We start from the raw sequence: 17957 nt of genomic DNA, 5'->3' as shown, positions 1-17957 counted from the left end.
AGGAGGATATTCATGGGTGATTTATTAGCGGGGAAAAATGTGATCGTGATGGGGGTTGCCAATGATCGCAGTATCGCTTGGGCGATCGCGCAAAGTTTGGCGGAGCAAGGCGCCCGTTTGGCTTTTACATATGAGAGCGAACGCGTAGAAGGCCGGGTACGTAAGCTGGCCGAGACGATTCCAGGTTCGCTGATCCTGCCGTGCGACGTGACGGTGGATGAGGAGATTGACAAGCTGGCCGATACGCTGCGCGGCGAATTTGGCGTCCTGCACGGTCTCGTGCACAGCATTGCGTTTGCGAAAGGCGAGGATTTGGCGGGTGAATTTGCGGATACGTCTCGCGAAGGTTTTGCGTTGGCCAACGACATCAGCGTTTATTCGTTAGTGGCTGTATCGAAGCGACTGGCTCCGCTTATGACGGAAGGCGGCAGCATTATGACGATGACGTACATGGGATCGGAACGCGTAATGCGCAACTATAACGTCATGGGTGTGGCCAAAGCCGGGCTGGAAGCTTCGGTACGTTATTTGGCAAACGATTTGGGACCAAAGAATATTCGCGTCAATGCGGTATCTGCCGGGCCGATCCGTACCTTGGCTGCCAAGGGCATCAGCGACTTCAACTCGATCCTGAAGCAGGTTGAAGAGAAAGCACCGCTGCGCAGAACGACAGAAACGGCAGAAGTCGGCGATACGGCGATGTTCCTGATCAGCCATCTGTCCCGCGGGATTACCGGTGAGGTTATTTTCGTGGACGGCGGGTACAATATCGTAGGCGCATAATGTAAAGACCGCATGCGGTCAGTCAGCTGAAAGTTCGTTTCCAGCGGGGCGAAACCCCGCTTTTGGACACGGACTTTTTGCATATAGGGAAGTGCGGCTTTCACTTTATTCTGCGTCAGGACAGGCGAAAGGACGCAACTTTGCAATATCATAGACGTATAGTTTTTAAGGAGTAGATTATCAGTTTACGATGAAAGTAGAGTGAATCGATTGGAATCGAATCCGAAAGTTCCATATGTGGTAGGTAGTAAAAGCCCGATGGCCGTAGCGATCAATTGCGCCGCAAAGGCGGGGGAATGGATCAAGAGCCGGCTTGGGGGCTACCATGACTTAAATACGAAGCAATCCCCGCAGGACTTGGTGACGGACGTGGATAAAGGTGCGGAGGCCATGATCCGCAAGCTGATTTTAACGCATTTTCCCGATCATGCGATCCTTGGCGAGGAAGGGGTGGCACCGGGAGCGGCGGCATCAGCTGCAGCGCTGAAACAGGCTAGCGAATCGGAGTATTTGTGGATCGTCGACCCGGTGGACGGAACAACCAATTTTGTGCATGGGTTTCCGTTTTTTTGCGTATCGATTGCGCTGGCATATAAAGGTGAAGTGATCATCGGCGTTATTTATGACCCGATGCGGGATGAGATGTTCGTGGCGGAGAAAGGCAAAGGCGCGTATATCCACGGACAACCGTCGAAGGTGTCCTCCGATGCTGCGTTATCCGGCAGTATTGTTGCCGTTGGTTTTAATCCGGATCGTGAGTTTGCATTGCCGGTGAATATGCGTGGCCTGAATGCGTTGTCCGGCGAAGTACGCAGCCTGCGTGCCGCCGGATCGGCGGCCCTGCATCTGGCTTATGTGGCTGCTGGCCGTCTGAGCGGCTATTACGAGGTGGGGTTAAACGCCTGGGACGTTGCCGCGGGTGCACTGATTGTGAAGGAATCGGGAGGAATAGTGACCGATACCACAGGCAACCCTTATCACATCGGCGTACGCCATTTGATTGCTAGCAATGGCAAAATCCATGAAGAACTGCTTGGCGTGGTCCGGGCCGCGGATGCGACAGGGCTGTAAAGCCAGTTTTCTCAGCAGGTACGCTTGATCTCAGAATACCGGAAGGAGTGTCCAGGATGAGCGATAGCAAGGATTTGGAACGCGAGCTCAGCGAGATGCTGACCGAAGGGGGATACGGCAGCGAGGAAGAACGCCGCGAGGAAGAGCGCAGGAAGTTGTCACCGAAATACGAGATCCGCATTCAAACGACGTTGGATCCAATCGTGGAAGAGACGTTGAATTACCGGAAAATGGCCAAGGAAATCGATGGCCGTTATGATGACTATTTAAAGAGAACGGGACGCGTAGAGAAGAAGCCGGAATAACGGCTTCTTACTACTATTCAAAGGAGTTGAAAGGCTTGAAGAATGTTCGTTTAAACCTGGCTTCCGGATTGGCGGGAGCGCTTGCTCTTATCCTTATTCTATTCAGCGGCACCGCTGCCGCACCTGTTAAAGCCGCTGAGGCGGTTCAAGCCGACGACTACCTTATCGTGTCGCTTGGCGATTCCATTACCGCCGGGTATGAGCCGGGGATGACGGAAACGAGCGTTCCTTACGGCTTCGTTGATCGCCTGAAAGAACAAGGACTGTTCCATGGTCGGACATCGGCGGTCAACTACGGCATCCTCGGGTTGACCAGCGAAGGCTTGAAGAACTACATAACGGCGATTCAAGCAGGTTCGCCGGTTACTGCTACCGATATTCAAGCGAATGTGCCGGATCCGCGGATGGCTTCATTTGCTTCCGGTATCACGCAAGCGAAGGCCAACCTTCAGAAAGCCGATTTGATCACGATCACGATCGGCGGGAACGACTTGCTTCGACTGCTGCCGGATGTGAAAAACATCTCGCTGGAGCAGCTCCGTGCTCAAAGTGAAGAGGTATTGAAGGCATATGGCAACAACCTCCGCGAGGTTGTCCGGATCCTGACGGAGCTTAATCCTTCGGCGCAAATTTTGATTGCCGACCAATATCAGCCGGTGCCAAAGCTGGCTGGCGAATCTATTTACGATGAACTACAGCAACTGGCTGGCAAGTTTACTGCGATCGTGGATGGCATTGTTGCCGATCATGCGAACCAAGCAAAGCTGGTGAAGGCAGCTCATGTGGCAGCAGCTTTTACGGGACGCGAAATATCGCTGACGCATATTTTTTCCGATACCGATATCCATCCGAATCAAGCCGGATATGAAGTGATCGCCAAGATCTTCGCCGAAACGGTTTGGGGAAGCTTCCGCACTACAACCGCTAAAACCGGGGGTGCGCCGATATCCGTTGTGGTCAAAGGGAATGAGCTGAACACGCCATATCCGCCGATCCTGAAGAATGGGCAAACGTTCGTGGCGATCAAGGACATCACCGATGCGGTTGGAGCGATAAGCAAATGGGATACCCGTAGTTCCACCGCCACAATCACCTATGGTAGCCGGACGGTTGTCATTCCGGTGGGTTCCAAGCAAATCGAGGTGGACGGCGCGCCGGCCGCCACTGCAACTCCGGCCTTCCTTCAAAAGGTTGGCAAGGAGAACAAAACTTATGTGCCGCTGGCTTTGCTCGTACAGGGGCTTGGGCTCGATGTACAATACAGCGGAAAAATGAAGACGGTCTTTATCAACGAAATCTAATATTGTCGTTAGGGAGGGCGGTAGAGCACTAGGTGCTTTACCGCTCTTTTCTTTTGCTTGATTATCCCGTCTGATCGAACTCCGTAATATCGCACATAAGCTCCTTAGTCCTGGACCTTTGGAAGCGGCAGACGTTCCGCTAATCTGAATGATGAGCGGACTTATCGCCATGGATAAACATAGAAGGAGAGGGCGGAGCATGCCGAAAATCGCGGATAAATATTTGCAGGTCGACCCCTGGAAGGTCGTGGAGGAAGGTTTTGATGCAGGGCGCAACCGGGTAAGCGAGTCGATTTTTTCGCTGGGGAATGAATATATGGGGGTCAGAGGTTACGTTGAAGAGGGGTATGGCGGGGATACGCTGCTGGGCAGTTACTTCAATGGACTGTACGAAGAAAGTCCGGTGACGGCTCATTACAAAGGCATCATCCAATCGCTGCGGTTCATGGTAAATGCGGTGGATTGGTTGCATACGCGGATCACGCTGGACGGCGAGACGCTGGATTTGGCTAAGAGCCAATTCAGTGGATTTCGGCGGGAGTTGGATTTCCGTACCGGGATTTACACCCGGGAGTTCGTATGGCATACGGCCAGCGGGAAAGACGTGCAGCTCACATTTGAGCGTCTCATTAGCATGAAGGTGTCGTATCTCGGAGCACAACGGATCACATTTATGCCGTTGAACTTCTCTGGTACGGTCCAGGTGCGGACCGGATTGAATCTGGCGGTGATGCATGAGGATCAGCAGCGTTGTTACTGGAAACAGCGGAAGCAGGGTGAGGCAACTACGGCTGATGGGACCGGTATCGCGGGGATTCTGGGGGAAACGGTGAACACGGGCAATCGGCTGTTCTCCGGGTTCCGTGTGGAAGCACAGAACGCCGTGAACATTGGGCTGGTACAGGAGGATAACTTCATCGGCCGGGATCTGACCTTGGAGTTGCAACAGGAGAAGCGCAGCAGGCTAGACAAACTGGTCATCAATGTGGCGGAGAAAGACCCCGCGACCCGAAACGAAGACCTCTGGCAGCGGGGGATTGAATTGGCGGAGCAACATACGAAGGCGGGATACGATGCGGCAGCGGCAGACCAGCGCGCGTACTGGGCCCAAGTGTGGGCGGAATCGGACATAGCTATCGACGGCGATCCGGAGAATCAGCAGGGGATCCGCTTTTGCATTTTTCAGCTGTACCAGACTTACCATGGGGATAACCCAGGCTTTAACATCGGCGCAAAGGGGCTGACCGGCGAAGCGTATCGGGGGCTGGCTTTCTGGGATACGGAATCGTATTGCTTGCCGTTCTATATTTTTAACAATCCGAAGGCAGCGCGCAGCCTGCTCGAATTCCGTTATCAATCGCTCCCAGAAGCATTAAAGCGGGCCAAGGAGTTGGATTGCGAAGGGGCGTTTTACCCGATTGCCACGATTGATGGGACAGAGAGCTGCGACCTGTGGCAACACTCTAATCTACAACTGCATGTCGGTACGGCCGTAGCCTACGGGCTGCGTCATTATGTGAATATTACGGGCGATAAGGTGTTTCTCTATGAAAAAGGCGCGGAAATGCTGGTCCAGATCAGCCGTTTTTACGCGACTCGGGGGCAATGGGGGCAGCAGTCAGGGAAATACGGTTATTTCGGCGTAATGGGGCCCGATGAGTTTCAACTGATGGTTAACAACAACTGTTACCTCAACCTGATGGCCAAAAAGCTGTTCGAATACACGCTTGAGGTGCTGGGAACGATGCGCGATGAAGCGTCCGAAGCTTATGGCGAGATGGTGGAGCGGCTTGGCTTAACAGAGGAGGAGCAGAAGGATTGGCGAAATAAAGCGCAGCATATGAAAATTCCAAAGGATGAGCGGTCGGGGATTTTCGAAGAGCATGACGGATTTTTCGATCTTCCGCACCTGGATATTCACGCCATTCCGGTGACGGAATTCCCGCTTTATTCGCATTGGTCGTATGACCGGCTATATCGGTATGACATGATCAAGCAGCCGGACGTGTTGATGTTCATGTTCCTGTACAGCAGTGAATATTCGCTGGAGGAGAAACGCGCCAACTATGATTACTACGAACCGCGCTGCATCCACGAATCTTCACTGTCGCCGTCGATCCACTCGATTTTAGCCGCGGAAATTGGGCGCGCGGAGGAGGCTTATAAGTTCTTCGAGTTTGCAACCCGTCTGGATCTCGACAACTATAACCGGAATACGCGGGAAGGCTTGCATACAACTTCGATCGCCGCGGCCTGGATGAACATCGTATACGGATTTGGGGGAATGCGATCGGATGGAGAACGACTTATATTGAATCCGAGTATCCCTGAACGTTGGAAGAGCTACCGGTTCATGGTCACGTACCAAGGTGTGAAGCTGCTCGTGGAAGTGGATCAGAGCGAGGCTACCATTCGCGGGATGTCCGGCGGCGAGGTGGAAATCTCGGTGTACGGGAACCTGGTCACCATCGGCGAAGCGGGTATTCGGGTGCCGCTGCGAAAGGCGGTCGTCCAATGAGCTGGATCGTCAGGGAAAGCGGGTTCGACCCGGAACAAATCGCACACCACGGCAACAAGTTTATGGTCGGGAATGGAGTTCTGGGTTATCGGGGGACGTTGGAGGAGTTTGGCAAAAGCGAGCTAACCGCCACCATCGTCGCCGGTCTGTACGACAAGGTTGGGGAACAATGGCGTGAGCCTGTGAACGCCCCGAACGGACTGGCGACGACAGTTTACTGGGAAGGGACGCCGCTTAGCGTGCTGGAAGCCGGACCCCGCGTCGGGGCTGGTGGAGGCGGCGGAGGCCCGGAGCTGGTGGCTCACGAGCAGTCGCTGGATCTGCGTCGCGCCTTACACCAACGGCGGTCGGTATTCCGCATGGCGGACGGCGCGGAGGTTACGATGACGTCGGAGCGCTTCTGCAGCGCGGCCCGCTCGGAGCTGATCGTATGCCGCCTCTCCATAGAGAGCAGCCGAGATGGCGAACTGACGATCGTCACCGGGATTGACGGGGACGTCTGGGATATCAATGGCCCGCATCTGGAACGGATGGAGAGCGAGTCGGACGCGACCGGTGAGGCCGTATCGCTGACCGCGTGGACGCAGGAGCTTGGCTTGCCATTAACAGTGGCAGAAGCGGCGGACATTGTTGGTGAGGGGAGGGGGGAGCTTGTACGCGAGGAAACCTCGATCTGTCGCAGGTTCCACATCAACTCCCGGGCCGGCGAACCGGTCGAGCTTGTCAAATACGTTGCCATATTCTCGGGGCAGGACGGGGCGCCTGTTGGCGATGTTCGGACGGCGGCGGTGAAGTCCGCTGCAGTAGCGCGTCAGCTTGGTTACGACCGGCTGCTGCGTGAACACGCTGATCGCTGGGAGCGCAAGTGGGACGCCTCCGACATGACGATTGAAGGCGACGAAGAAGCCCAGCTGGCGCTGCGTTACAGCATGTACCAGCTGCACATCATCGCGCCGGACCGTTCGGAACGCGTGTCCATTCCTGCCCGGGGCCTATCCGGTCAGGTCTATAAAGGCGCGGTGTTCTGGGATACGGAGATGTTTATGTTGTCTTTTTTTCTGCACACGGAGCCTGAGGTGGCCCGGAATCTGATGATGTACCGGGTTCATACACTAGACGGCGCGAAACGCAAAGCTGCGGAATATGGCTATGACGGGGCGTTCTATGCCTGGGAAAGCCAGGAGACGGGCGACGATGCTTGCACGTTGTTTAATGTTAACGACGTGTTTACCGGTCGTCCGATGCGTACTTACTTTCGCGATAAGCAGGTGCATATCAGCGCGGATGTGGCTTACGGGATCTGGCAGTATTACGCGTTCACCGGTGATGTGAGTCTGCTGCTGGACGGCGGGGCCGAGGTGGCGTGGGAGTGTGCCAAGTTCTTTTATTCGTATGGGTACTTCAATCCTAGGAAGCGGCGGTACGAAATTCTGGATGTCACCGGGCCGGACGAATATCACGAGCGGGTGAACAACAACGCGTTTACCAACCGGATGGTCAAGGCGTGCCTGCGCGTTGCCATGGATGCCATGGAAATTCTGCGAGACCGCGATCTCCGTCGGTACGAGGCACTGTTGGCGGAGAGCACCGTCAGCCCGGATCAGATCCGCGACATGCATGATCGGCTGTATGTTCCGCAGCCGGACGCGGAGTCTGGCTTGATCGAGCAGTTCGATCGCTATTACGCGCTAGAGGATGTTTCGCTCCCTGACCTGAAAGCTCGGATGCTTCATCCGCACGAGTATCTCGGAGGAGGGAACGGCCCGGCGACAACGACGCAAATTCTAAAGCAGGCCGACGTAGTTCTGATGCTGCACCTGTTTAAAGGCGATTATGACCGGTCCGTCAAACAGGCGAACTGGGCTTATTACGAGCCGCGTACCGAGCATGGATCCAGCCTCAGTGCCTGCATTTATGCGATGGTGGCGGCGGATACAGGATCGCCGGATTGGGGTTACCCTTACTTCATGCGAACGGCGACGATCGACCTCACCGGGGAATCCAAGCAATACGTCGGAGACCTCTATATCGGCGGCACGCATCCTGCGGCGAATGGAGGGGCATGGATGGCGGCAATACTGGGATTTGCCGGCTTGCGATACGATGGCAATAAAGCAGTGCTCCGGCCCGCTTTGCCTTCCGCCTGGCAAGCGATGGAGTTCCCGGTCCGCCTTCGCGGCGGTTCCTACCGGATTCGCGTCAGCCGGGAAGAGGTCGCAATTTTCGCTCAGGCCGGAAATCCGGAACCGATGCGGCTTGTCGTGGGGGATCTGGAGCTGTCGGTCGCGCCAGGGCATGACGTTTGCGTCCCCTATGTACGCTAGCTCAGGCGAGTTATATACGAAAAATCGAATAGAAATCGCTGTTTCCGATGATTTCGGTAGAATGTATATGAAATTTCATACTTAATTGGGCCTTAGGGTGATGGAAGCCGAGAATCTGTATGAAATATCGAATAGAATTCGCCAATATTGTCGTTAGTAGCGAATTGTATTCGATAAATCGAATACATTCATCAAAGGAGAATTCAAACATGCTGGAAACGATGAAAGGCGCGATCTTCGACCTCGACGGCGTGATCGTCGATACGGCCAAATACCACTATCTCGCTTGGAGGTCGCTGGCGCACCGGCTGGGCTTCGAATTTACCGAAGCTCATAACGAGCAGCTCAAAGGGGTCAGCCGCATGGAGTCGCTGCGTATTTTGCTGGAGGTAGGCGGCGTGGATGCCACGGAAGAAGAACGCGAGCAGATGGCCGCAGATAAGAATCGGGAATACGTCGAGTTTATTTCCAAGCTGGAGCCAGCGCAAATTTTACCGGGGGTGAAGGAGTACTTGCTGCAGCTGCGCGAGCGCGGCGTGAGGATTGCCCTCGGTTCGGCGAGCAAGAACGCCGCGTTCATCTTGGCCCAGCTCGGCATCGCGGAGTTGTTCGACGCGGTGATCGACGGCACCAAGGTGTCCAAGGCGAAGCCGGACCCCGAGGTGTTCCTCGCCGCCAGCGCGGCGCTGGCGTTATCGCCGTCCGATTGCGTCGTGTTTGAGGACGCGGAGGCGGGCGTTGAGGCGGGCAAAGCTGCCGGTTGCCGCGTCGTCGGCATCGGCAGTCCGCACATTTTGGCAGCGGCTGATCTTGTTGTCAGCGGGCTGCATGAGCTGGTGCAATCGGCAAAATGATGGCTTGCGTCAAACTGAAGAAGGTCCCCCGGACGTTGACCGGGGGACCTTCATTTTTTTAACTGGCAAGATTCCAAAAATCCCCTACACTAAGAGGTAAGGCATTGACCTAGCCCTACGCGAGCGAGAATCGGTGAAACCGCCACGATCTTCGTAGGATCGCGCATCCTTGCCGGTTTTGATTATTGCTATATTTGAATTGCCGGAGGTGCAAAGCCATTGAAACCAGGCAACCGACTTAGAAACCCATTCGCCAACATGAACGTCAAACAGCAGATGATTCTTCTGTTCGTCGTGATGGTGATTCCCTTGTTTATATTGAATGCCTACGGCAACTACAAAGCCGATCAGATCTTGAAGCGGAATGTCACCAACGCCTATATCGAGCTCAACAAACAGAACTTCCGGCTGATCACCCGGGATATCGAAGCGATCAACAAGGTGTCTTCCACGGTATTCCAGCATCCGCTGCTCCAGCAGCTAAACCCTAGCGGGGAAGGCACGGAGACGGTCCTGGAACGGGTCAAAACTTATGAAAAGCTGGAGACCCTGCTGTTCAACTACTCCCAGGAAACCGACCAGCGCGAGCCGCTGTATTATTCCCTTTACGTGTATGATCCGTCCAACGCGTATTTTTTTGCCCCGTATTATCCGGACGCGCGGAAGGCGGGGGTCTATTTCTTTCTTGAACAGGAGAAGCCGGAGTGGTTTGAGGAAGCCGTCGCGAAAAAGGGGAACGGTTACTTACGCTTGATCGATCATTTGTCACCGCCTACGCAAGGGCAGCAAAACCAAAAAACGCTTGCGTATGTCCGGGCGATCAACAGCATTTATAAGAATGGCACGATTGGCGTGCTTGTCGTCTCCAACGTCGATGGCCGCATCGGCGAATCGTTGCAAACGGTCTCGATCCCGGAAGGGGAGCTATATTTTACCGATTGGAGCAACCGCATCCTGACTTCGACGCCAGCGGAGACGCCGGCCGGGGCGATCCTGAATCTGCCGCCGGAGGCCGATCTAGGGGATTCCCTGATTGGAGTGAAGGACGTCATCACCGATGATTTTATTTATGTCATTAACTATAATTACGTCCTACAGCAGAAGCTTGTTTATAAAGTGCCCGTCAAGGCGCTGCTGCAGCAACAAAATGAAATCAAGCGGATAATCCAGCTCATCTCTATCGCTTATTTTGCGGTGGGTCTGGTGCTGATTTTGTATTTCTGGCGGTCGCTCATGACCCCGATCCAGAAGCTCGTTTATTTTGTCCGCCGCTACGAACCGGGGAATGTGGTGCCGGAGACGCCGCACCGTGATCGCAATGACGAGGTCAGCGTGTTGATCTCCACGATTTACGAGATGGCGCGCCGGCTTAACGGGCTCATTCATTATAAATACCAGATGGACATCAAGCAGAAAGAAGCCCAACTGCAAATCCTGTATCAGCAAATCAACCCGCATCTGCTGTACAACACGCTGGAGAGCATCTATTGGAAAAGCGCCATGGAGGGAAACAATGCCTCCGCGGAAATGATCAAGGAGCTGTCCAAGCTAATGAAGATCAGCCTTAGCCGCGGGCGGGAGCTGATCACGCTGGAGGAAGAGATGGAGCATGCCTCCGCCTACATCAAACTGCAGGAACACCGTTATGAGTACGGCTTCCGGGTAACCTGGGACGTTCCGGCCGAACTGAACACGATCATCATTCCGAAAATCACGCTGCAACCGCTCATCGAGAATGCGATCTTTCATGGCGTTAAGCATATGGGGGAAGACGGTGAAATTGCGATTCGCGCCGAAGCGGACAAGGCGCAGGGGATGGTTCGCATTACGATCACCGACAACGGGTATAAGCCGGTGGATTTTGAGGCCATTGACAGGTTGCTCAACGATGAAACGCCAAGCCCGTCCTTCGGGTATGGGATTCGCAACATCCATCAGCGGCTCCGGCTGCATTTCGGGCAGGAGTACGGCTTGAAATATGCGGGCCGACCTGAAGGCGGCACTGCCGTTACGATTACTTTGCCCATCGCGGTCGACCGTAACGAATGACGAACAGGGGGAACAAGCACATGTATAACATATTAGTCGTCGACGATGAACCGTTGATTTGCAAAGGGTTATCCGGTCTTTTAACCGCCTCGGGACTGGATATCGGCCAGATCTATACCGCGTATAACGGGCATGAGGCGCTGGATTACGTGCGGATGGAGGATATCGATTTGCTGGTCACCGACATCCAAATGGGGGAAATGAACGGGATCGAGCTGATGCAGCAGGCGAAGCTGATTAAGCCCTGGGTGCAGACAATCATCATCTCCGCGCACGAGACGTTCCAATACGCACAAATGGCGATCCGACTCGGGGCCAAGGATTATTTGATCAAGCCGCTAAACAGCGAGCAGTTCCTCGACTCCGTTCGCAACGCCTTGCTGAAAATGGATAAGCCAGTGCCGCAGGCCGAGGAGTGGCTGTCGAGAGGAGCAGAACAGTTCCGGATGGTGGAGCCGCTCCCCGATTCCGGCGAACGTCTAAGCCGTCTTCTGCACAATCCCGCCGAAGGGGATGAAGAGCAGCGGTTTATTGAAGCCGAGCAGTTGGGGCTTGCCGGGCCGTATTTTTCCGTGATCAAGATCAAGCTGGCCATCCCGGCCGAGAAGGAGCCGTCTCCAGACCAGGAAGAGGATACCCGCTTGTTCCGCTATGCGGCGCTGAATATCGTGAACGAGCTGCTGCATCAGGAGTGGCGGGCGGCGTCTTTCTATACGGAAAGCCTGGAGATGGCCCTCATCCTGCAGTGGAACGAAGCGGAGTATGCCGAACCGAATCTCAACAAAATCAACCAGCTCGAAATGCTCGGCCGCAGCCTGCACCATCATATTCACAAGTATCTCGGCTTGCTGTGCACGGTGGGGATCAGCCAAATTCTCAAGGGCGCGGGGTTCTTGGATGTACTGAGCCGGCAGGCGGACAAAGCGATGCTGTGGGGTGGGGGACACGGGGACTACCATGTGTTCTATTACGGCGACTTCAACTGGCATAACTATGCCCAGGACCCTTCCACCGAGGAGTTAACGACACAGAGCAATCGGATCGTGGAAAGCGCCAAGAAATATATCGAGGAGAATTACCGGCAAAAAGGTTTAACGATCCATGAGGTGGCCCGCAGCAACCATGTCAGCCCCAATTACTTGAGTTACCTATTCAAAAAAAATACCGGCTATAACCTCTGGGAATACGTGATCAAGCTGCGGATGGAGGAGAGCAAAGCGCTGATCCTGAATACGGACCTCCGTCGCTACGAGATCGCCGAACGGGTGGGTTACGAGTCGCCCGAGCATTTTAGCAAGATATTCAAGAAGTACTTTGGCGTCAGCCCCACGGAGCTGAAGAAATAACGATGAAGTAAGAACGACTATAGTTCACATAGTTTTAGACATGTTCGCCTGGGATCCTCTTTTTTACAATGGATAGAGACACTACGTAGAAAAGAGGGAGAAAGATGGGGGAACCCGTGATTTCACCGGGGAACATGCAGCAGGACACGGCTAGGGCGAACGCTATGCGGTCGCCGCGGCGGGGATCAAACTGGAAAAAGTACATGTGGGGTTATTTGTTTCTGGTTCCGGCGATCGCCATATTTATCGTGTTCTTATGGGTCCCGATTATCAAAGGGATGGTTTACAGCTTCTATAATATCGATTTCGTCAAAGGCAACACGTTTGTTGGACTGGACAATTACGTGAAGGTGTTCAACAACCCCGACGTGCTTCTGTCGGTTCGCAACACCTTGTATTATATGCTCCTTTGCTTGGTGATCGGCTTTTGGGTGCCGATTGCCGCATCGATCGCCATTTCCGAGCTGCGCTGGTTCCAGGGTTTTGCGCGCATCGCGGCCTACCTGCCGTTCGTCGTGCCGGGCGTCGTCCTGTACGGGATGTGGCGCTGGATGTACGACCCGGTTGGGCCGATCAACGCACTGCTCGGATGGTTTGGCGCCGATCCGGTATCGTTCGTCTCCGACGGGAGGTGGTCGATGGTCTCGATCGTCTTTATGGAGACATGGCAGCAGTTCGGTTCGGCGATGTTGATTTATTTGGCCGGGGTGCTGAGCATTCCGCGGGACTGGTATGAAGCGGCGGAAATCGATGGAGCCGGCGTCTGGGCCCGGATCAAGTACATCACGCTGCCGTCGATGCGGAACCTGATCGTGCTGATGTTGATTTTGCAACTGATCGGCACTTCCCAGGCGTACCAATCCCAATTGGCTTTGCTGGACGGAGGGCCGAACAAGGCGACATTGACCTACGCGCTCTTGACCGTCAAATATGCGTTTACCCAGCTCGACTATGGGGCGGGGACCGCGCTTGGCGTCCTGATGTTCCTCGTGCTGAGCGTGCTTGGCGTGCTGCAATACAAGCTGAACAAGGAGGAGTACTGATATGAAAGAAAGAGGCATCCTGTCGCCCTCCGATCTGCAGAAGCCGCTTAATAAGGTCGTTTACGGATTCATGGTTCTGTGCATCGCGGTCATGGCTATTACGATGTTGTATCCGATCGCGATGACGATGTTCAACGGGCTCAAGAGCAATCAAGAGGTAAACTCATTCCCGCCGCGGTTCTTCCCGCAGGAGTGGCATTGGGACAATTTCCCGAAAGCCTGGGATTATATCAATTTACCGATGTTTTTGAAAAATACCCTGCTGATCTTCGGCGGCAACCTGCTGATGACCATCCTGGTCCTGGGCCTCGCCTCGTTCAGCATTTCGCGCATCCGCGTGCCGTACAGCCGGGCGATTTACTTCTTCATTCTGCTGACGTTGTTTATTCCGGCCTCGAGCTACATGATCCCGAACTTCGTAAACCTGAAGGAGTTGGGGCTGTTGAACTCCTATTGGGCCTTCTGGCTGCCCGCCGGGGCGAATGCGTATTATTTTCTGCTGATGAAAAATTTCTTCGACGGCATTCATCCGGAAATTTTCGAGGCGGCCCGGATCGACGGGGCTTCGGAGTGGACCAGTTACTTGCGGATCGCGGTTCCGTTGTCGGTGCCGATCTTCGCTACGCTGGCGATCTTTATTTTCTCCACGGCGTGGAACGACTGGTTTTGGCCATCCCTGGTCATGCACACGGAAGACAAGTACACGCTGGCGACGGCGATCTATAAATATGTGATCAACGCGCGGAATATGGACAGCAGCCTCAAGTTCAGCATTTTGTTCATGGTCATGATTCCGCCGATTTTCGTATTCCTCGGGTTTCAGAAGTTTATCATGCGCAGCGTCAACTTGTCCGCGGTCAAAGGATAGGTAGTTCAAAAAGTAATCTTTCCATGACGAAGCCGATCATGAAGCAGATTCGACGTCGAATCTTGAATTCAACCGGGCCTTCCGTTGCTCACGTAGGTCTGCCTACGCTCCGCTACTCAGGCCCTAGCTTCATCCAACCTTCTCGGTCCTGAAAACCTGACTTTTTGAACCTCCATTGTAACGATCGTAGGCCTGCACATGAAAGTCATAAGATCACACATCGATTGCGAAATCGTTCTCTTTTATGATGAACATGCAAGATAACCTAACTTTTAGAAAAGGGGAGTTTCAATGCGCAAGTTTTCAGCGGTGTTGATGTGCCTGATGCTGCTCGGCTCGCTGCTCGCGGCCTGTGGCGGAGGGAACAACAAGGAAGCCCAAAATAACGGCGGTAACGGCGGCGGGAATGCGGCGGCCACGGGCAACAATGGGGGAGGCAATGCCGAACCGGCTGCGGGAGAAGCCGATGACATCACGCAGCGCAAGGTTACGATCAAAATCCACTATCCGCTGCCGGATGAAACGACGCTCCGCCAGCAGGAGGACGATAAAATCGCTCGCTTCCAGGCCAAGTACCCGAACGTGACGATCGTTAAAGACGACTGGCAGTACAGCGTTAACGAAATCGGCGTGAAGATGGCTTCGAACGAAGCGCCGACCTTCTACAATACGTGGGCCACGGAAGCCCAATTCCTGGTGGAGCGCGGCTGGGTCGCCGACATCACGGAGCTGTGGAACAACTGGGAGTACAAGGACGAAATCAACCCGGTGCTGCAGAACCAATTTATCGTTGACGGCAAGGTGTACGGGATCACCCAAAACGGTTACGTCACTTCGACCGTAGTCAACAAGAAGCTGCTGGACGATAAGGGCATCGCTGCTCCAGCGTTCGACTGGACTTGGGACGACATGTACAATGTCGCCAAAGGCGTCGCGGATCCGAAGAAAGGCATTTCGGGGATCGCGCCGATGGGCAAAGGCAATGAAGCAGGCTGGAACTGGACCAACTTCCTGTTTGAAGCCGGCGGCGACATCGAAACGAACGAAAACGGCAAAGTGACCGCCGTCTTTAACTCCGAGGCCGGGGTGAAGGCGCTGGATTTCTACAAGAAGCTGAGATGGGAAGCCAATGCGATCCCGCAAGACTGGGCGCTGGGCTGGGGCGATGCCGTCAGTTCCTTCCAACAAGGCCGGACGGCCATGGTGATCGCCGGGGCGTTTGACGTCATTCAGGCGGCGCTGAACGAAGGCGGCATGAAGCCGGAGGACGTCATTGCTTACCCGATGCCTGCTGCAGAGAAGGGCGGCAAACATTATGGCGTTCTGGGCGGCAATTACCTCGTCATCAACCCGAATGCCACGAAAGACGAACAGGAAATGGCGTTCCGCTATATCACGTTTGACTACTTCACCGATGATGCCTTGAAATCGGTTGAGGACACGATTAATGCCCGCAAGGCTGAAGGCAAATACTACGTGCCGACGCCGCTGGAATATTTCAGCGATGATTCTGAATACGCCGGCAAAGTGAAAACGATTTACGATAAATACGACAACGTGTACAAATACGATCCGCAGCTCTTCAGCCTGCTGGAAGGCAAGCCGGAGGCGCAGTTCGGCACGCAAGACTACTACGCCACGATGTCGAACGTCGTGCAGGAATCGTTCTCGAAGAAGGGCACCGACTCCAAGAAACAGCTGGATGTCGCAGCCAAATACGTGCAGGAGAATTTCTTTGATAAAATTCAACCGCAATAAGCATAAATAGCTAATGAGCCTCCCCTGCGGTCCGATTTGGACGGGGGAGGCTCTTTTTGCGTTGGATGCGTCAGGTGGCGAGCGGTGAAGGTCGGGTAGCGACGGCAGTGTGGGAACTGTGTGCTAGTATGGTGCCAATGTGTTGGGCCGGTTTGGTGCTAGTGTGACGGGGGCGCAGGTCGGAGTAACAATGAAGGTGAAGGGGGCGGGGAGGATGTGGAGTGTAGATCTGTTACTCGGGTGCCGTCACCGATACCGTGCCAATGCCAGCCGCCGATGCCGTCGCAGATGCCGTGATGATGCCGTGATGATGCCGTGATGATGCCGTGGCCAATGCCGTGCCAATGCCGTCGCCGTCGCCGATGCCGTGCTAATGCCAGCGCCAGTGCCGCTAACGGAACTCAGAGACCTTATTTTGGGAGAATCGGCCCAGTTTGAATTCTAACGGAACGGAGAGACGTTATTTCCCCTTTTTGGCCTGATTCAACACTCGTTTAGGTCCAATAGCGTCATCTGGTTCCGTTAGACGGGGAAATGGCCGGGAAATGAACGAATAAGGTCATCTGGTTCCGTTAGAAAGGGTGAAGGCGAAAAGTGCGGCTCTTGGGCGGCGGGAGATGAGTGTCGAGTGCGGGGGACGGTGCCGAGGACGGGGCCAAGGTGAGGGGACGTTGCCGAGTAATGAATGACGAGTGATGAATGACGAGTGATGAATGACGAGTTCAGATAGATCGTGCGCCGATCCCGATGGTTCACGCGGCTGCCGCCGTTTTGTCCTTCTGCTGGCGCGCGCGGGCTTGCCGTCCCAGCACCAGGCCCACAAGGGAGGCCATCATCTGCTGGAACACCATGCCCAGCACGACCGGCACAGCCACCGGAGCAGGGAAGTAGGTGACGGCCAACACCGCGCCAGCGCTGATGTTGCGCATGCCGCCGTTGAAGACGAGCGCCACTTTGTCGGCTTCGTTCAGGCCGATCAACCGGGACAGGCCGAAGCCAAGCGCGTAGCCGATCGCCGCAAGCGTAACGATGATCGCGGCCAGACCCAGCAGCCGCGGGCTGAAGTCGGTCAGGTAATTAGCCACAACGGCACCGTTGATCGCCACGACAGAAGCCATCGCTAGCTTCGAGAACGGGTTCAGCCAAGGGCCCCAGGAGGCGATGACCTTGCCTTTGCTCCACTGGTTTAGCAGCATGCCAACCAGCGACGGGACGACGATCATCCAGAACAGGCTGGTCATCATCGCAGCGGCGTCGAGCTGCACGCTTGCACCGACCAGCAGCGCCAGAATGCCGGGAACGACGAACGGCGCCAGCAACGTATCGATCAGGATGATCGATAGGGTTAAGGCGATGTTGCCCTTGTAAATGCCAACCCAGACAAAGCTGCTGACCCCGGTTGGAATCGCCGCGGCGAGAATGAAGCCGGTAATCGTATAGAACTCCCCCGGGAATGCCAGATGCCCCATCCCCATCGCAACCAGCGGCATGGCGAGGTGGAGGATGAACAGGCAGAGCACCAGGGGAAGAGGTTTTTTCAGCACGTTCAGGAAATCCTTGAAGCTGAGGCTGATGCTCCCGGCAAAGGTCATGAAGGCAAACAGCCACGGAGACCAGGAGGTATATGCGGCCAAATGGCTCCCGCTAAGGACGCCGATCAAGATGCTGGCAGGCGTGATCAAAGGCATCAATTTGTTCAGTTGTCGGTTCAACGTTTGCAGCATGGTCACGACATCC

At 54.8% G+C, this 17957-nt stretch carries 13 protein-coding genes; 12 read left to right on the top strand and 1 reads right to left on the bottom strand.

The features are described 5' to 3' along the window. Nucleotides 1-12: 12 nt before the first annotated feature. The 12 genes from fabI (at nt 13) to M0651_RS17235 (ending at nt 16220) form a co-directional block, all read left to right on the top strand. Nucleotides 13-783, top strand: a complete 771-nt coding sequence (gene fabI / locus M0651_RS17290) for an enoyl-ACP reductase FabI (protein WP_248552978.1) — start codon at nt 13-15, stop codon at nt 781-783. Nucleotides 784-1041: 258 nt separating this feature from the next. Continuing rightward, nucleotides 1042-1854 carry an inositol monophosphatase family protein gene (locus tag M0651_RS17285; RefSeq protein WP_248552977.1) on the top strand — a complete coding sequence of 271 codons (813 nt, stop codon included), beginning with the start codon at nt 1042-1044 and terminating at the stop codon, nt 1852-1854. 47 nt (nt 1855-1901) lie between these two features. Further along, the gene (locus M0651_RS17280; RefSeq protein WP_372490987.1) at nt 1902-2159 is read left to right on the top strand and encodes a hypothetical protein; all 258 of its coding nucleotides are present in this window, start codon (nt 1902-1904) and stop codon (nt 2157-2159) included. A 35-nt stretch (nt 2160-2194) separates the two neighbouring features. Continuing rightward, entirely contained in the window at nt 2195-3460 is a 1266-nt protein-coding gene (locus M0651_RS17275) for a stalk domain-containing protein (protein ID WP_248552975.1), read from the top strand. 199 nt (nt 3461-3659) lie between these two features. Continuing rightward, a complete protein-coding gene (locus M0651_RS17270) occupies nt 3660-5978 on the top strand; it encodes a glycoside hydrolase family 65 protein (protein WP_248552974.1) in 2319 nt (772 codons plus the stop codon). Then, nucleotides 5975-8302, top strand: coding sequence for a glycoside hydrolase family 65 protein (locus M0651_RS17265; protein WP_248552973.1), 2328 nt, complete (start codon nt 5975-5977; stop codon nt 8300-8302). The genes M0651_RS17270 and M0651_RS17265 overlap by 4 nt, the downstream gene beginning before the upstream one ends. A gap of 209 nt (nt 8303-8511) precedes the next feature. After that, on the top strand, nt 8512-9156 hold the full coding sequence (gene pgmB, locus M0651_RS17260) for a beta-phosphoglucomutase (RefSeq protein ID WP_248552972.1): 645 nt from the start codon (nt 8512-8514) through the stop codon (nt 9154-9156). 258 nt (nt 9157-9414) lie between these two features. Beyond that, nucleotides 9415-11205 (top strand): sensor histidine kinase, encoded by a 1791-nt coding sequence (locus M0651_RS17255; RefSeq protein ID WP_248553043.1) that lies wholly within the window; start codon nt 9415-9417, stop codon nt 11203-11205. Between the two features lie 20 nt (nt 11206-11225). After that, on the top strand, nt 11226-12551 hold the full coding sequence (locus tag M0651_RS17250; protein ID WP_248552971.1) for a response regulator: 1326 nt from the start codon (nt 11226-11228) through the stop codon (nt 12549-12551). Between the two features lie 134 nt (nt 12552-12685). Next, entirely contained in the window at nt 12686-13594 is a 909-nt protein-coding gene (locus tag M0651_RS17245) for a carbohydrate ABC transporter permease (protein WP_248553042.1), read from the top strand. 1 nt (nt 13595) lies between these two features. Further along, nucleotides 13596-14462 carry a carbohydrate ABC transporter permease gene (locus tag M0651_RS17240; protein WP_248552970.1) on the top strand — a complete coding sequence of 289 codons (867 nt, stop codon included), beginning with the start codon at nt 13596-13598 and terminating at the stop codon, nt 14460-14462. A 291-nt stretch (nt 14463-14753) separates the two neighbouring features. Further along, entirely contained in the window at nt 14754-16220 is a 1467-nt protein-coding gene (locus M0651_RS17235) for an ABC transporter substrate-binding protein (protein ID WP_248552969.1), read from the top strand. Nucleotides 16221-16972: 752 nt separating this feature from the next. Here the strand turns inward: M0651_RS17235 and M0651_RS17230 are convergent. Further along, a complete protein-coding gene (locus tag M0651_RS17230) occupies nt 16973-17944 on the bottom strand; it encodes a bile acid:sodium symporter family protein (RefSeq protein ID WP_248552968.1) in 972 nt (323 codons plus the stop codon). Nucleotides 17945-17957: the final 13 nt, after the last annotated feature.

The sequence above is a fragment of the Paenibacillus mellifer genome (assembly GCF_023195895.1).
GTDB lineage: Bacteria > Bacillota > Bacilli > Paenibacillales > Paenibacillaceae > Fontibacillus > Fontibacillus mellifer.
Note: the sequence above shows the minus strand (reverse complement) of the source record. Positions and strands in the feature narration are given on the sequence as shown.

What these genes read in the sequence shown, in the direction of transcription:
- fabI (WP_248552978.1), top strand. Translation starts at nt 13, where the DNA reads ATGGGTGATTTATTAGCGGGGAAAAATGTGATCGTGATGGGGGTTGCC.
- M0651_RS17285 (WP_248552977.1), top strand. Translation starts at nt 1,042, where the DNA reads ATGGCCGTAGCGATCAATTGCGCCGCAAAGGCGGGGGAATGGATCAAG.
- M0651_RS17270 (WP_248552974.1), top strand. Translation starts at nt 3,660, where the DNA reads ATGCCGAAAATCGCGGATAAATATTTGCAGGTCGACCCCTGGAAGGTC.
- M0651_RS17265 (WP_248552973.1), top strand. Translation starts at nt 5,975, where the DNA reads ATGAGCTGGATCGTCAGGGAAAGCGGGTTCGACCCGGAACAAATCGCA.
- pgmB (WP_248552972.1), top strand. Translation starts at nt 8,512, where the DNA reads ATGCTGGAAACGATGAAAGGCGCGATCTTCGACCTCGACGGCGTGATC.
- M0651_RS17255 (WP_248553043.1), top strand. Translation starts at nt 9,415, where the DNA reads ATGAACGTCAAACAGCAGATGATTCTTCTGTTCGTCGTGATGGTGATT.
- M0651_RS17250 (WP_248552971.1), top strand. Translation starts at nt 11,226, where the DNA reads ATGTATAACATATTAGTCGTCGACGATGAACCGTTGATTTGCAAAGGG.
- M0651_RS17245 (WP_248553042.1), top strand. Translation starts at nt 12,686, where the DNA reads ATGCAGCAGGACACGGCTAGGGCGAACGCTATGCGGTCGCCGCGGCGG.
- M0651_RS17240 (WP_248552970.1), top strand. Translation starts at nt 13,596, where the DNA reads ATGAAAGAAAGAGGCATCCTGTCGCCCTCCGATCTGCAGAAGCCGCTT.
- M0651_RS17235 (WP_248552969.1), top strand. Translation starts at nt 14,754, where the DNA reads ATGCGCAAGTTTTCAGCGGTGTTGATGTGCCTGATGCTGCTCGGCTCG.
- M0651_RS17230 (WP_248552968.1), bottom strand. Translation starts at nt 17,944, where the DNA reads ATGCTGCAAACGTTGAACCGACAACTGAACAAATTGATGCCTTTGATC.